This window comes from Microbacterium cremeum, from assembly GCF_015277855.1.
GTDB lineage: Bacteria > Actinomycetota > Actinomycetes > Actinomycetales > Microbacteriaceae > Microbacterium > Microbacterium cremeum.
In genome coordinates, this window is record NZ_CP063812.1 from 621,118 (window position 1) to 635,691 (window position 14,574).

At 66.3% G+C, this 14,574-nt stretch carries 15 protein-coding genes and 1 tRNA gene; 11 read left to right on the forward strand and 5 right to left on the reverse strand.

What is annotated here, in order from left to right; all coding sequences use genetic code 11:
- Window positions 1–90: 90 nt before the first annotated feature.
- The 3 genes from IM778_RS02640 to IM778_RS02650 all read left to right on the forward strand — a co-directional run bounded on the left by IM778_RS02640 (window position 91) and on the right by IM778_RS02650 (window position 2,590).
- Entirely contained in the window at window positions 91–1,035 is a 945-nt protein-coding gene (locus IM778_RS02640) for an aldose 1-epimerase family protein (RefSeq protein ID WP_194410561.1), read from the forward strand.
- Between the two features lie 77 nt (window positions 1,036–1,112).
- Complete coding sequence (locus tag IM778_RS02645; protein ID WP_194410562.1) at window positions 1,113–1,703, forward strand: carboxymuconolactone decarboxylase family protein; 591 nt, start codon at window positions 1,113–1,115, stop codon at window positions 1,701–1,703.
- Window positions 1,700–2,590, forward strand: coding sequence for an RNA polymerase sigma-70 factor (locus tag IM778_RS02650; protein WP_228484713.1), 891 nt, complete (start codon window positions 1,700–1,702; stop codon window positions 2,588–2,590). Before IM778_RS02645 ends, IM778_RS02650 begins: the two co-directional genes overlap by 4 nt.
- 217 nt (window positions 2,591–2,807) lie before the next feature.
- Here the strand turns inward: IM778_RS02650 and IM778_RS02655 are convergent, their stop codons facing one another.
- A complete protein-coding gene (locus IM778_RS02655; RefSeq protein ID WP_194410564.1) occupies window positions 2,808–3,008 on the reverse strand; it encodes a hypothetical protein in 201 nt (66 codons plus the stop codon).
- A gap of 150 nt (window positions 3,009–3,158) precedes the next feature.
- Entirely contained in the window at window positions 3,159–4,007 is an 849-nt protein-coding gene (locus IM778_RS02660; RefSeq protein WP_228484714.1) for an SDR family NAD(P)-dependent oxidoreductase, read from the reverse strand.
- A gap of 105 nt (window positions 4,008–4,112) precedes the next feature.
- Here IM778_RS02660 and IM778_RS02665 point away from each other — a divergent pair, with 105 nt between their 5' ends.
- From IM778_RS02665 to IM778_RS02680, 4 genes are all read left to right on the forward strand, one after another.
- Complete coding sequence (locus IM778_RS02665; protein WP_194410565.1) at window positions 4,113–4,757, forward strand: asparagine synthase; 645 nt, start codon at window positions 4,113–4,115, stop codon at window positions 4,755–4,757.
- Window positions 4,758–4,788: 31 nt separating this feature from the next.
- Window positions 4,789–5,223: an MmcQ/YjbR family DNA-binding protein gene (locus IM778_RS02670; protein WP_228484715.1), complete on the forward strand. Its 435-nt coding sequence runs from the start codon at window positions 4,789–4,791 to the stop codon at window positions 5,221–5,223.
- 39 nt (window positions 5,224–5,262) lie between these two features.
- Window positions 5,263–5,335 (forward strand) — tRNA-Arg (locus IM778_RS02675).
- A 242-nt stretch (window positions 5,336–5,577) separates the two neighbouring features.
- Window positions 5,578–6,117 carry a hypothetical protein gene (locus IM778_RS02680; protein WP_194410566.1) on the forward strand — a complete coding sequence of 180 codons (540 nt, stop codon included), beginning with the start codon at window positions 5,578–5,580 and terminating at the stop codon, window positions 6,115–6,117.
- 138 nt (window positions 6,118–6,255) lie between these two features.
- Here IM778_RS02680 and IM778_RS02685 read toward each other — a convergent pair whose 3' ends face one another.
- On the reverse strand, window positions 6,256–6,660 hold the full coding sequence (locus IM778_RS02685; protein WP_194410567.1) for a hypothetical protein: 405 nt from the start codon (window positions 6,658–6,660) through the stop codon (window positions 6,256–6,258).
- Window positions 6,661–6,759: 99 nt separating this feature from the next.
- Window positions 6,760–9,735 carry an SIR2 family NAD-dependent protein deacylase gene (locus IM778_RS02690; RefSeq protein WP_194410568.1) on the reverse strand — a complete coding sequence of 992 codons (2,976 nt, stop codon included), beginning with the start codon at window positions 9,733–9,735 and terminating at the stop codon, window positions 6,760–6,762.
- A gap of 339 nt (window positions 9,736–10,074) precedes the next feature.
- Between IM778_RS02690 and IM778_RS02695 the strand changes: the two genes are divergently transcribed.
- Entirely contained in the window at window positions 10,075–11,259 is a 1,185-nt protein-coding gene (locus tag IM778_RS02695) for an IS30 family transposase (protein WP_228484716.1), read from the forward strand.
- Window positions 11,260–11,354: 95 nt separating this feature from the next.
- Window positions 11,355–11,813 carry a P-loop nucleotide/nucleoside kinase family protein gene (locus tag IM778_RS02700; RefSeq protein ID WP_228484819.1) on the forward strand — a complete coding sequence of 153 codons (459 nt, stop codon included), beginning with the start codon at window positions 11,355–11,357 and terminating at the stop codon, window positions 11,811–11,813.
- 438 nt (window positions 11,814–12,251) lie between these two features.
- Here IM778_RS02700 and IM778_RS02705 read toward each other — a convergent pair whose 3' ends face one another.
- Complete coding sequence (locus IM778_RS02705) at window positions 12,252–12,524, reverse strand: DUF1905 domain-containing protein (protein ID WP_194410569.1); 273 nt, start codon at window positions 12,522–12,524, stop codon at window positions 12,252–12,254.
- A 131-nt stretch (window positions 12,525–12,655) separates the two neighbouring features.
- On the opposite strand from IM778_RS02705, the gene IM778_RS02710 reads away from it, so the two are divergent.
- Entirely contained in the window at window positions 12,656–13,708 is a 1,053-nt protein-coding gene (locus IM778_RS02710) for an NADP-dependent oxidoreductase (RefSeq protein WP_194410570.1), read from the forward strand.
- Window positions 13,705–14,568, forward strand: a complete 864-nt coding sequence (locus IM778_RS02715) for an alpha/beta fold hydrolase (RefSeq protein ID WP_194410571.1) — start codon at window positions 13,705–13,707, stop codon at window positions 14,566–14,568. The genes IM778_RS02710 and IM778_RS02715 overlap by 4 nt, the downstream gene beginning before the upstream one ends.
- Window positions 14,569–14,574 lie beyond the last annotated feature (6 nt).

Genomic DNA, 14,574 nt, shown 5'->3' on the forward strand with positions numbered 1-14,574 from the left:
CGCACGGCGCGGGTTCCGGTCGCGGAACCCGCGCCGCTCGCGGGATACTGAGGGTCGCCTTCTCCACCGACCATCCAGGGAAACTCACTCATGGCTCGAACCCCCGCATCCGGAACCCAGCACGCGCTCCGCGCCGGCGATTACGAGGCGGTCATCGCGAGCGTCGGCGCGACGCTGCGCTCGCTGACGCACCGCGGGCGTGATCTCGTGGTGCCGTTCGACGCCGACGAGGTGCGCCCCGCGCACCGCGGCGCGACCCTGGCGCCGTGGCCGAACCGCGTCGTCGACGGCGCCTACTCGTTCGGCGGGCGCCAGTTCCAGCTGGCACTCACCGAGCCGGCGCGCTCCCACGCCCTGCACGGGCTCGCGACCTGGCTCGACTTCGAGGCGATCGACAAGGGCCCCGACCACGTGACCCTCGCCGCGGTCGTCCAGCCGCAGACCGCGTACCCGTGGCGGATCATCGTCATCACGCGCTTCGAGCTGGGCCCTGACGGGCTCACGCAGTCGGTGACCGCGCGCAACGAGAGCACCGAGCCGGCGCCGTGGGGCACGGGCCCCCACCCGTACCTCGTCGCCGGCGACGGCCGCGTCGACGACTGGACCCTCGAGCTGCCGGCCCAGCAGGTGCTCGCTGTCACGCCCGACCGCCTCATCCCGACCGAGCTCGTCGGGGTCGACGCGGAGGACCCGGAGCGCTTCGACTTCCGCACTGCGCGGCGCATCGGCGCGGCCGAGATCGACCACGCGTACACCGGGCTCGTCCGCGACGACGACGGCACGACGACCGTGCGCGTGACGGTCGCCGACGGCACGGGGGTCTCGATGTCGTGGGATTCCGCGTGCCCGTGGGTGCAGGTGCACACCGCCGACAAGCCCGAGCCCGCGCAGAGCCGGCTGGGCCTCGCAGTCGAGCCGATGACGTGCGCGCCCGACGCGTTCAACGCCTCGCGCTACGCCTACGACGCGGGGCTCATCGTGGTCGAGCCCGAGGCATCCGCCACCGCTTCCTGGCGCATCGCGGCCATCGCCTGAGGTTCGTTCCGGGCGCGGATGTCACACCGCGGGCACGACCGGTGTCTTCATGTTCAAGGACCCACCTTGGAGGAGACATGACCGGAACCACCCGCGTCCCCACGACCGAGATCACCGGCGTCTACGGCGGTGTGCTGAAATTCGCGATGCGCAAGATGCTCGGCGACGTGCCCGAGTCGGCAGGTGTGCTGTGGCACCACCCTGCGGTGTTCAAGGGCCTCATGGGCATCAACGCCAAGGCCGAGAAGTGGGACGAGCTCGACAAGGGCTTGGGCGTGCTCGCGCACATGGCGACCGCCGCGACGGTGGGCTGCACCGCGTGCCTCGACCTCAACTACTTCATGGCGCACCGCCGCGGGCTCGATGAGGCGAAGGTGCGCGAGGTACCGCGGTGGCGCGAGTCGACGGTGTTCACACCGCTCGAGCGGCGCGTCATGGCGTACGCCGAGGCGATGAGCCAGACGCCGCCTGCGGTCACCGACGAGATGTCGGCGCAGCTGCTCGACGAACTCGGCGCTCCCGCGCTCGTGGAGTTGACCGCCCGCGTCGCGATCATGAACACCGCGTCGCGCATGAACATCGCGCTCGGCATCCATTCCGAGGAGTATGCGGCCGCATGCGGCCTGCCGCCCCTCGCCGAGCGGAGCCCCGTAGGCTCGGCGGCATGAGCACCCCCGCCGGGGCCGCCGACCCCTTCGTCGAGCACCGCGGCCTGCTGTTCACGGTCGCGTACGAGATGCTGGGCTCCGCCGCCGACGCCGAGGACGTCCTGCAGGAGTCATGGCTGCGCTGGGCCGCCGTCGACCGCGACACCGTGCGCGACGAGCGGGCCTACCTGGTGCGCGTCGTCACGCGGCAGGCGCTCAACCACCTCCGGTCGGTGTCGCGACGGCGCGAGGACTACGTGGGGGAGTGGCTGCCCGAGCCGCTGCTGACGAGCCCCGACGTGGCCGACGACGTCGAGCTCGCCGAGAACGTCTCGATCGCGATGCTCACAGTGCTCGAGACGCTCGCACCGACCGAGCGCGCGGTGTTCGTGCTGCGCGAGGTCTTCGACATGCCTTACGACGAGATCGCGGACGCGGTCGAGAAGTCGCCCGCGTCGGTGCGGCAGATCGCGCATCGCGCCCGCGACCACGTCGCGGCCCGGCGTCCGCGCGTGCAGGTCGCGCGGTCGGAGCACGAGCAGGTCGTGGAGCAGCTCGCGCGGGCCGTGAACACCGGCGACCTGCAGGCGCTCATGGATGTGCTCGCGCCGGATGTGGTCTCGGTCGCCGACGGCGGCGGTCGCGTGCGCGGGGCCGCACGCCGGCCGGTGATCGGTGCGGAGAAGCTGGCGAAGTACCTCATGCACGGAGTCGCGAAGTACGCCGGACGCATGACGCTGTCGCCCATACTCGTCAACGGGCAGCCCGGTCTGCGCATGGATGTCGACGGCGAGATCGCCGGCGTGGTGACCGTCACCGTCGAGAACGGGAAGGTGAGCCGCATCTATTCGATCGCCAACCCCGAGAAGCTTGAGCACGTCGACGCGGTGATGCCCCTCAGCCGCTGATCGGCGGCGGGGTGCACTGATGCTGCGGACCGGCGTCGGGGGCGACGAACGCGGGCCGGCCCCCCGGGCGGCCCTGTGTCGCTCGTCTGCGCCCCGGCGCCGAGTCCGCTGCGTCCGCGCCCGTCCCCGCGACGGGGCTCGGGGGCAGACGACGAAGGAGCTCCGATGCCTCGGAGCCCTTCGCGGTCAGGCGAGGCGCTCGCCGTGAGGCGCGGGGTCAGGTGTCGTCCCGCAGGTCTTCCTTGATGTCGTTACGCGCCTTCACCGAGTCGCGTTCCGCCTCGGCCTTCTTGGCCTCCGACTCGGCCTTCATCTCGTCGACCTTGTCGCCGATGCGGTCGGTGGTGTCTTCCCACGTGTCCTTGACCTTCTCGCCCATGGCTTTGGCCGTCTCTTTGGCGTCGTCCATGAATCCCATGCGTGTCTCCTCTCGTGAGGGCGTACTTCGACGGTACGAAGACACGGGTCGCGAAGCAGGGGGCTTGCGCCCTGGGCAACCGCTTGCTACACGGCCGCCCGCTGGTACGGGGCAGACGCGGGGAGGGCAGGCGCAGGGCGGCGCGGGATCTCAGCGCAGCGGCGTCACCGTGTCGATGGCATCGCGCAGCGGGCGCCGCATCACCGACCAGTACCGGGTCGGCGCCACGCGCACGAGCACATCGACCAGCCGCGACTCGCGCCCGATCATCGTGCGGGGCCGGCGCCGGACCGTCGCGTCGACGATGCGGGCCGCGGCATCCGTCGGCTCGGTGTGGTACATCGCCGCCTGCGCGGCGGCGGCCCGCTGCGCGACGGCGGGGTCGATCGCCGCGGCGTAGCGGCCGTGCAGGATGATGCCGGTCTTCACGCCCGCGGGGTAGATCGCGCCGACCGTGACGGTGGAGCGCTCGAGCTCGTGCCGTAGCGACTCGGTGAACCCCCGCACTGCGAACTTGCTCATCGCGTACGGGATGCGCCCCGCGGGGGCGGCGAGACCGTAGATCGAGACGAGGTGCGAGATGTGGGCCGCCGGCTCGCGACGGAGCGCCGGCAGCAGCGCCTTCGTGACGTTCACCGTGCCCCACAGGTTCACGTCCATCAGCCAGCGCATCTCTTCCATCGTCAGCTGGTCGACATCGCCCAGCATCGACGATCCGGCGCATGTGATCAGCGCCTGGATCCGGGGGTGGGATGCCTCGACCTCGGCCGCGAGCGACAGAACGGCGTCGTCGTCGGTGAGGTCGACGACGTGCGTGGTGTGGCCGGTGCCCTCGAGCACTGCCGCGACCGACGCGAGACCCTCCGCGTTGCGGTCCAGGAGCGCCACCCGCGCGCCCCGCGCGGCGAGCTGCTTCGCGACCTCGGCGCCCATGCCGGCTGCGGCCCCGGTGATCACGGCCGTCCTGCCGCGCACGTCCAGCCGCCGCATCCTGCCCATGTGTCCGCCTCTCGTCGCCCCGCCCGCCTTCGCGCCGGCCGCCCCCTACGATTCTCGCCGAGTCGTGAGCGCTCACGGGACGCTAGCCTTTCCGAGGGAGGTGCGATGGGCAAGACCGCAGAGGCGATCGCCGAGGGCGTGTCCATCGCGTCCGCCGCGGCGCGCCTGACGATCCGCAACCGCATCGTCGTCGGCACGATCGCCAACGACGAGCCGTTCGACGTCGCCGGCTTCGGCCCCTTCGCGCGCGAGACGCTGCTGTCGCTCGCCGAGGAACAGGAGGCGGCGGCCGAGCTCGCCAAGCGCCAGCGCAAGAAGGCGTGGGGCAAGTTCAGCGACCCCGACGGCACCCACGACTACCGCGATCGCGACACGCGCAACCTCCGCAAACGCCATCGCCAGTACGTCGGCGTCGCCAAGGAGCTGCGCCGCATGGCCGATGACCCGCACGTCGTGCGCACCCTCGTCGAGCAGTCGCGCGATGCCGCGTGGGGCGACGTCGAGGCGAACCTGCAGCGGCGCCTGCGGGTCGAAGGCATGCGCCCCGAGCTCGACCCCGACTACGAGCGCATGCGTTCCGCGCGCATGCAGTCGATCCGGCTCGTCGACCTGCCTCGCCTGGCCGCGCATCGCCGTCGCCCGGGCGACGATCACGCCGGCGAAGAGGCGACGGATGCCGAGCCCGCCGTGGCCGACGAGTCACCGGCTCGCCGCGTGTCTGGCATCGACCTGAGCGAGCTCGACTCCTGACTCTGTCGCCGGCAGCGACTACGCTCGCGGCGTGGGCACTGACGCCGGCTCGGAGCACTCGATGACCTTTCCGCCCGAGCATCCGCTCGTGCAGCGGGTGCGTGGGCTGTGCGCGCCGTACCCCGAGCTGGCCGAGGTGATCTCGCACGGTCGCTGCACCTTCCGCGCCGGCAAGCGCCAGTTCGCGATCGTGGGCGCGGCGCACGATGACCGCGGTGCTGTGCTTTTCATCCCCGACGAGCTCGAGCGCCCGGCGTTGCTCCCGCGCGACGACGTCTTCGTCCCTCCATACGAGGGCGCGTACGGCTGGCTCGCACTGCGTGCGGAAGCGGACTCCGGCGACTGGGACCTGCTCGCCGAGCTGCTCGACACCTCGTATCGCCGGGTCGCCCTGCAGCGCCAGTTGCGCGCACTCGACGCAGGCGAAAGCGACTCCGCTGCCGATTCGCGCCGCGGCCGGGCGTGAGGTATTCTGGACGACGTTGTGCGCGCGAGCGAGCAACATGCGCCCGTAGCTCAATGGATAGAGCATCTGACTACGGATCAGAAGGTTAGGGGTTCGAGTCCCTTCGGGCGCGCACTGTGTTGAGACAGTACTGATCGAAAACCCGCGGATCTCCGCGGGTTTTCGTGTCTCCGGGGCGGCTCGCATCCTTCTGATTCCGCGGTGGTGCACTCTGACCACAGCGGAGACCGCCATGGCCACAACCCAGCGGCGAAGCTTCACGCGCTCGCCCTAATTCGGTCCTGCCCCTTAGTCGATCCGCCATCGCGCGCAGCGGACGGCGCGGAGCTGCGATCACGGGTGATTTGCGCGCGGATGACGACCGCCATCCGTTCGCGAGGCAGTTCGAATATGCTCGCGCTCGTGACGCCAAAGACTGCGAGTGATGTCAACGCCGAACTCGAGGCCCGCTATCGAGACGACCCCGCGTACCGGGCCGCCGTCGATGCGCGTGAAGCATCAGTCCGCGCCCGTGCCGAGCAAAGACAGCGAAACCTAGCTCCGTTCACGCAGGCGCTGGAACAAGCAGGTGTATCCGAGACATCAGATCGCGGCACGGGGCGGCGTCACGCCGACCCACGAATATTCGAGATCGCATTCAAACACCTAGATAGGTCTGGTTACGACGACGAGACTCGGGCAACGATTGCTAGAAGCTTCGAGACTCGTGGGGCCGCGCCCCACTGGGATCGTCTGGAAGCGCTGTATCTGGCCGCGGACGGTCCGCAGGAGCGTGAGGCGCTGGCGGCTGCACTCTCAACGTGCGCCAAAGCAGCCAATGTCGGCCAGATGAAACGGATTTGTCCGAACGCCGGAGCTGGGAAGCAGCCGGATACTTTTCCTCCGGCCCATTAATCGACTGGACCGCCAAGGCGGGCGGGAATTCGTCCTCGCGATGATTGGCGATCCCGATCTGGGGGTGGAGGCCGACCGCATCCGTCGGCGCGTGTCCCGGAACGCCTGAAGTCGATCCATGCCGGTCTCGTAGAGCGCTCAGATTGCGAGCAGGCGGGTCAAAAGTTGGTCGCGCTCTTCGTCCGTAACCCAGCGGAAATCTACCTCGACCTCGGTCCCAGCCCCGGCCTCCTGCGCAGCCAGAGGATCAAGCTGGGATAACAGGGCGGTGTACTTGCCAGCGCCCAAGTTCGCGAATGCTTCCTCCGGGCCGACGTTGTCGCCGGCGTAGGACGACATGCCGCCGTCGGGCGCGATGAACCATTCCTGTGTTTCTACCCACGCGTCCTGCACCTTTGACAGGCGCCACGACCGATTCGCGTTCCACTCCACGCCACTGCGCGATGCCCGAAAGTACACGTAACCGACGATGCGACCCGAGATCGAAAGTTCGCCGAGCTGCATGTCCCAGCGGTGAGGTTGTGACAGGCCGCGGCTGCGCATGAACCGACCTTATCGGCGCGCGCAAGCCCGGCCTGTCCGCTTCGTCCGCACAGCGACCGGTCGACGGGCGCGTGCGCGGTACGCAGTAGGAGGCTCGAGCTACGAGTTCGTTGCTTCCGGTGAGTGGCGTGATCTTGCACGCTGCGTCCGCAGGGCCTGCTCGTACTGGTTCAGATGCGCCGAGCGAATGTCAGCGGAGGAGAACGTCTGTTGCTTGAGATACAGGGCCTTGCAAAGAGCGAGAACTTCGTCCTCGGGAGCGGCTCCCTGCGCGTAAGCATCCTGGCATAGTGCGTGGAAAAAATGAGTGAGAACCCACGTCGCTTCGGCATGTTCCACAAGTGCAGTAGCCTTACCTGCCCAACGAGGCGACCGAAGAAGAAAAAGCAGCAGAAGTGCAGCCGTCAGCCGTTCGTTGGTTCTACTGAGTTCACCGCTTTCCAAGGCCGTATCGAGTATTGATGCGAGCTTTGGTGAGGAGAGCGTCATCTCGATGCCTCCGATCGCAACGCCCGCTGGGATCGATCGACTCAGAAATTCGGTCAGCTTGTCTCCGCCTGATTCCGGATCATCGCCAGCTTCGTCGAGGTGTCGCGTCACTGCGCTTCTAAGGTCAGCCAACGATGCATCAGCGCTAAGCACGGTGACGAAACGCCCCCACAGCTCGAGCGTGTCGACGAGGATTCTGCGCTTGAGCTCGAGGTTCTCGACCTGATCTAGGTCACGCAACACGCTGGACACGAGAGACAGAGTCCTGTGGAGCCGTGCGGTTGTTGCCATATCCGCTTTGACTAGACCGAACCCTCCTGCCGAGTTGCTTTCGGGGAACTCGATCTCTTCTGAGTCTGAATCGCTCGGCGGTTCTGCTGAGGAGCCAACGACAATCGATGGCGGCATTTCGTCGATGGTGATTAGCGGCACCGGTTCGTATGGCGAACCCGGGCCAACATTGTCCGCGAGCTCTTCGTCGATTAGGAGCGGGAGGCGTTCGAGCATGTCCTCGTCCGCCCTTGATAGTGCCGCTAGCTTGATCGCGACAGGTTGGTAGTAGAACAGGTCGGCGACGACCAGATCCCGGAACTCCTTGTCTACGAGGGCTCTTTTCGCTGCGAAGAGCGTGAAGTACGTGTATCGGGCGAACTCAACCGAGTCTCCATGCCGGCGAAGGAGGCGCTGCTTGATGAAGAAGTTCAGGACAGCCGCGGCGCTTGCTTGCCAGCCAAACTTGCTGAGCGCGTCGTCGATCATGCGCAAAGCCTCCGACTCCCGAACGCTCGGTTTCTCGTCCCAGATCAGCGATTCGGCGAACTTGCCGAGTACCGCGGTTAGGTCGGTCTCCGTGAGGCCAGTTTCGTTGGCGTGAGGATCACCGATCCCGAGCAGCAGAGCTGTATAAGCGTCCAGGACACTTGTCAGGTTCCGGGTTTCAGCGGCTGTACCTCGCAGGGCGAGGTAAAGGAGCAATGACACGGTGAAGGGCGTCCGACGCAACCCCTCAGCTTCCAGAACTCGTACAGTGTGTTCGGCCAACCGCGCGCTCTCGGTGGGCGCGAGTTTCTGGGCGAGCGCGAGGATGTCAGATTTACGCATGCGGCCGAGAAAGAGCATTCTAGGGGTGACCCCGAGAGCGCGCAGTCGGCTAACTACTTCGTCCTCATCACCCTGCCTACATCCGATTATTTTGACGATGGCCTGCGAGTCAACGATGCCAGCGAGCACGCGGTCCGACAGGCGCGGTATCGAGGCGGTGACGTCGTCGATGGCTAACACGTGCGGCGGCAGAATCGTGGTTCGGTCGTGGACAAGACCGCAACTAGTCGCCGCGTTGATCACGGCGATCCCCAACGGATCGCGTTTCACCCGACAGTCTGTGAATCGGACGAAGATCGGTGCGGCGGATCCCAGCACTTCTGAAGACTGCGTCGCGAGCCACTTGATCGCGGTGGTCAGCCCGGATCCGTCATCGCCGACTACGACAAAGAAGTCGTGCGATTCCACTTCTGCGAGCCCATCCAGTCGCTCAACATCGGTACTGCGCCCCCGGCGAATCCGCTCCCGCACAAACGTTGCGTGAGGAACCGGCAAGAGAATCGGCGGGATGACGAGCTCTCGTCCAACGAGATCACCGCCGCCGGCGTCCACCAGAACCGACTCATTGGTAATCGACTCGCGGAGAAGGTCGCGCGCCTCCTGAACGACATCGCGCGCGAGCCCGACTTCGTTCGTCACCAGAGTCGCGCTTGCCGGTGCGTGCTCGGCGAGAAAGGTTGGAAGGTCGGCGTGCCTTGATCCGTATACGAGCGGGACGACATGGTCGTTCGCATGCTCGCGGGCCACCATCTCCTCTTCGTCTGCACGACAAAGGCGGTAGTGGAAGACGCTCGACTGAGGAAACGTGCGGCGATGCCAGTCGAGCAAGGTGGAGAAGTTGGGGTCGCTAAGTCCGCCTCCAAAGCCGACATAGACTACCGACTTCAGCGTGGCCATTGCCTGCTCAAGAGCTCGGGTCGACTCATGCGCTAGAAGCTTCGCGTAGTCGCCCTCGGTGAGGATCACAGAGTCGGGCCGATTCCACACTCCGTGTAGATGGCCGATAGCGTCAGTCGCGCGGGTCACAACCTCGTGGAAACCAACGGTGTCCGTCCAGTCCTTCGATTGACGACCACCCGCCTGCTCCAGCAGCGTGTCATAGTTCGTGGTCAGGATCGGGAAGGGGTACGACAGTAGCGCCGAGGCAACGGATGATGAGCGAACCGCCAATCCGCCGATGTCGTCGCGTAGCCAGTCGCTGAAGGCGACATCGCCCACCTGCTTCAACGCGGTCGATACCATGCCGGCTGCCTTGATTACGGTCTCGACTGAGCCAGTCTTGAGTCCGTAGCGAATGAGTCCCTCGACGAGTTCCTCCCAGTCCTGACCAAGGTCGGCGTCAATCTTGCGCGCGCGCTGAATGCCACTGCGCACGAGTCCAATCCAAGTCGCCGTCGGCGCGTTGCCGGAGGTTGCTGCAGATACACCGGTGCCAACGATGAATATGACGTCTGACTGCGACACGACCTGCTGAAAGGACTTCACATGTGCTCCTTCGCCCAGTCCCCAATAGCTGATTAGCTGGGGGCGACCCCGGTAGCCAACATAGCGACGCCTCTGCTGACTGACTCTCTGTAGCACATACGTGTCGGATCAGAAACTGCGAGCTACTGGCGATCTGAATGCGTGTGCCGTCGTCGCGTAGAATCGCCCAAGGCGATTAGGTGGTCGAGTGTGGCCTTCTGCTAGTCCGCGAACTCGCCACGCGCGACCTGGGTTTCGGGCGACAAGTTGCACACAAGCCGCCACGGAACGCCCTCAATGGCCCGGGAGCCGCGCGATAGCCGACCCTTGGGTTCTTGCGGTGGTCGCAACACTTACTGAGTGGAGAGTGTTGTGGCGGAGTTGGCGTTGAGGTTCCGGCTGGATCTTGTGCAGTTGGCGTGGGCGGGCTTTCAGGCTGGGCAGTTCGCGAGCGAGGTGGGCGAACGGATCGGAGTGAACCGCACGACCGCGAAGCGGATGCTGGTCGCGGCCGGCGGTGTCAGGCCGCGTCGTGGCCGGAACCTGCAGGGCCGGTATCTCTCGTTCGCCGAGCGGGAGGAGATCTCAGTCGGCGTCGCGTCGGGTGAATCGGTGCGGTCGATCGCGCGGCGGATCGGGCGGGCGCCGTCGACGGTGTCCCGGGAGCTGATCCGCAACGCCGTGCGTGGCCGGTATCGGGCATCGACGGCGCAGATGACGGCGATGGGGCGCGCAGAGAGGCCGAAACCCGGGAAGCTGGCGACCAACGTGCGGCTGCGTGCGAGGGTGGAAGCGGACTTAGCAAGGCGCCGATCGCCGGAGCAGATCGCGGGTCGGCTACGTCGAGAGTTCCCCGACGACCCGGAGATGCACGTGAGCACGGAGACGATCTATCAGTCGCTCTACGTGCAGTCCCGGGGCGCGTTGAAGCAGGAACTGACCCGGTATCTGCGCACCGGGCGGGGGCTGCGCCATCCCAGCCGAAAGGTGGGTCAGCGGAAGAACCGGATCCCGAACATGGTCAACATCTCGCAGCGGCCGCCGGAGGCGAGCGACCGGGCCGTTCCAGGAAGTTGGGAAGGCGACCTGATCATCGGCGCGGGGAACTTGTCTGCGATCGGAACTCTCGTGGAACGGCACTCGAACTTCACGATGCTCGTGCACCTGCCCGACGGTTACAAGCCCGACCAGGTCGCTCCTGCGCTGACTCGGAAGATTCAGCAGCTCCCGGTGCAGCTGCGCGGTGCACTGACGTGGGATCAGGGTCCGGAGATGCGTGACTGGGAGAAGGTCCGCATCGATACCGGCATCGACGTGTTCTTCTGCATCGACGTGTTCTTCTGCGACCCGCACTCGCCCTGGCAGCGCGGCATCAACGAGAACACCAATGGGCTGCTTCGCCAATACTTCCCGAAAGGCACCAGCCTCGACGGGTTCACCGAGGGACAGCTTGACGCCGTCGCCCACGAGCTCAACGACCGACCCCGCAAGCGGCTCGAGTTTCAGACCCCGAATGAGATCATCAGATCTGTCCTGTTGCGATGACCGCTTGAATCCGCCGGTCCGCTTTCGTGCGGAGTCACGGCAGGGAACACCACTGATCGCGGGCTATCGTCGGAGCGGTGAGCAGAGTCGTTCTGATGTGCGGGCCAGCGGGATCCGGAAAGTCGACCGTCGCGAGGCGGCTCGAGTCCGAGGGTATGGTTCGCCTTTCGTTCGACCAGGAAGCCTGGCGACGCGGGATCCAGACGATGCCCCTACCAACGGACGTGCACGAAGACATCGAGCAGGAACTCCGCGCTCGCCTCATCACGCTTGTCGTGGCTGGCGCGGATGTGGTGCTCGACTTTTCGTTCTGGTCGGAGCGCGCCCGCCTCGCGTATCGGGACCTTTTGCGCCCGCTCGGAGTGGTGCCGGAGACGATCTATCTCGCGACGCCACGAGCGGTCGCGCTGGAGCGAATGTCTGCGCGCGGCCACGAGCACGCCGACGATTACGCGCTTCCCAAGGACGTAGCGGCCGAGTACTTCGACCACTTCCAGCCCCCGACAGCCGACGAAGGTCCTCTTACGGTCCTCGGTGCCGCCGCGTTGCAATGAGCGGTCCCTCTGCGCTCGCGATGTCTCCAGTGGCCTCGAGGCGAACCTCCGGTCCAGGTACTCCCGCCACTGGCGAGGAGCAGACACAGCGCAGCCTCAGATCGTTGCGGCCGACCTGTGGAGCCGAGAGGCTTGACCGACGAGGCGCGGCCATGCTCGTATAGCCCACGCGAGACGATGCACGATGAGGGCCCGTCTTGCGAAGTTCCGGCAGTCCGCAGATCAGGTTGGACTCAGGCGATCGACGGGACGTGTGCGCCAGCTCGAGATCCGCGGAATCACGCGTCAGTTCGCACCTTCCCCGCTGACTACGGATCAGAAGGTTAGGGGTTTCGAGTCCCTTCGGGCGCGCACTGTGTTGAGACAGTACCCGGAAGAAGCCCCGTTCAGGGGCTTTTTCTGTCGCTGGGTCCCGTTCTGGTCCGCCTCGCGAGTCGTCTAGCGAAGCGTCACTGCCACGTGAACGATGTCGCCGATCTCCTTGCCGAGTTGCTTGCGCAGCTTCGCGCTGAGCGAGATCATGTGGCCGCCTTTGCCCGTGACCATAGCTCCGACGTTCTCCAGCGGGATCCCGTCTATCTCGGCGTCCACTCGCACCGACTTGCCGGTTCCGAGGAAGTCGACCGACCCCGGAATCTCGACACAGGACCACAGTTCACCCTTGACGTCGACTCCGATCGGCGCCTCGAAACGCAGGTCCGGTTGTGCCATGCGGCCACCCTAACGAATTCGGGTCGAGCCGCGACGAATGTAGGCGCAGGTGCCTCTACATTTGTGAGAGTACTCAAAACTGAGTACACTCACTAACTGTCGCCGAGCAACCCCACCGAGGAGTCACGCGCATGCGAGCGTTCGTCATCGATCGATACAAGGCCGCCCTTCACGAGGCGAGCGTGCCCGAACCCGCCGTCGGCGAGCGCGACGTGCTCGTACGCGTCGTCGCTGCGGGGGTGAACCAGCTGGATGAGAAGCTCCGAACCGGTGAGTTCCGGCAGATCCTCCCGTACCGATTCCCCTTGACGCTCGGTCACGACGTCGCGGGCACGGTCATCCGCGTCGGATCGAAGGTCGACGCGTTCGCGCCGGGTGATCTGGTGTTCGCGCGTCCGCGGGACGGTCGGATCGGCGCCTTCGCCGAGGCGATCGCGATCGACGAGACCGATGCTGCGCTCGCACCCAAGTCGATCACCGCCGTCGAGGCAGCATCCCTGCCCTTGGTCGCGCTGACGGCCTGGCAGGCCCTCGTCGAGCGCGGCGACGTGCAGCCGGGCCAGAAGGTTCTCATCCACGGCGGCAGTGGGGGTGTGGGAACGATCGCCATCCAGCTCGCCAAGCACCTCGGCGCCCACGTGGCGACGACGGTATCGGCCGCGAACGCTGACTTCGTGCGGGAGCTCGGGGCGGACGAAGTGATCGACTACAGGTCGCAGGACTTCGCGGACGTTCTCCAGGGCTATGACCTCGTGCTGGACAGTCTCGGAGGCGAGAACCTCGAGAAGTCTCTCCGGGTGCTCTCGCCCGGTGGCAAGGCCATCGGGATCGTGGGGCCACCCGATCCGGCCTTCGCGCGCAGCGCCGGACTGAACCCGCTGCTGCGAGTCGCGGTCGCGGGGCTGAGTCGTAAGATCCGCACGCTCGCGCGAAAGCTCGGCGTCTCCTACGAGTTCCTCCTGATGCGCGCGAGCGGAGACCAGCTCCGGCGGATCGCCGCGCTCGTCGATCAGGGGGTGCTTCGTCCTGTCGTCGGAGAAGTCCACGGGTTCACCGACGTTCCACGGGCTCTCGCACGCCTTGAATCGCACCGCGTCCGCGGGAAGTCCGTCATCGCGATCGACGGAGGAACCGCGGCCACCGACCACACCGCCGACAGTCGAACCAGAGGATTCTCATCATGAACTCGATCGACAGCGAACCCGTCGTCACGACGTATGCGAAAGCGCCGACGAAGACCATCACCGCGCGCGGCACCACCTACGCGTACCGGGAACTCGGTCCGAAGGGTGGCATCCCGGTCGTCTTCTTCGTCCATCTGGCGGCCACCCTGGACAACTGGGACCCGCGCATCGTCGACCGGATCGCGACGACCCGGCACGTGATCACTTTCGACAATGCGGGCGTCGGTGCCTCGTCCGGAACCGTACCCGGAACGATCGAGGAAGCCGCCGACGACGCGTACGCCTTCATCGCCGCCCTCGGATTCGACACCGTCGACGTCTTCTCGTTCTCCATGGGCGGCATGATCGCGCAGGACCTCATCATCAAGCACCCCCTGCTGGTGCGAAAGCTCGTCCTCACCGGGACCGGCCCTCGTGGCGGCAAGGACATGGACAAGATCGTGGGTGTGACGTACAGGGACATCCTGCGTTCGGCCATCACCCGGTCGGATCCGAAGGAGTTCCTCTTCTTCAACCGCGACGAAGCGGGCAAGAAGGCGGGCAAGGCATTCGTGAAGCGCCTCGAGGAGCGGACGACGGACCGAGACAAGCCGATCAGCATGAGAGCGCTCCGCACCCAGTTGAAAGCCATCCAGCGCTTCGGCCGCTCTGCGCCCTCAGACCTTTCCAAGATCACCCAGCCCACGCTGATCGCCAACGGCGACAACGACCGGATGGTGCCCTCAGCGCTCTCGCACGACCTGCACGCCCGCATCGCCGGCAGCGAGCTGATCATCTATCCCGACGCGGGCCACGGTGGCATCTTCCAGTACTGGGAGAGGTTCGCACCCGTCGCCGCCACGTTCTTGGCGGAGGGATAGCGGGGC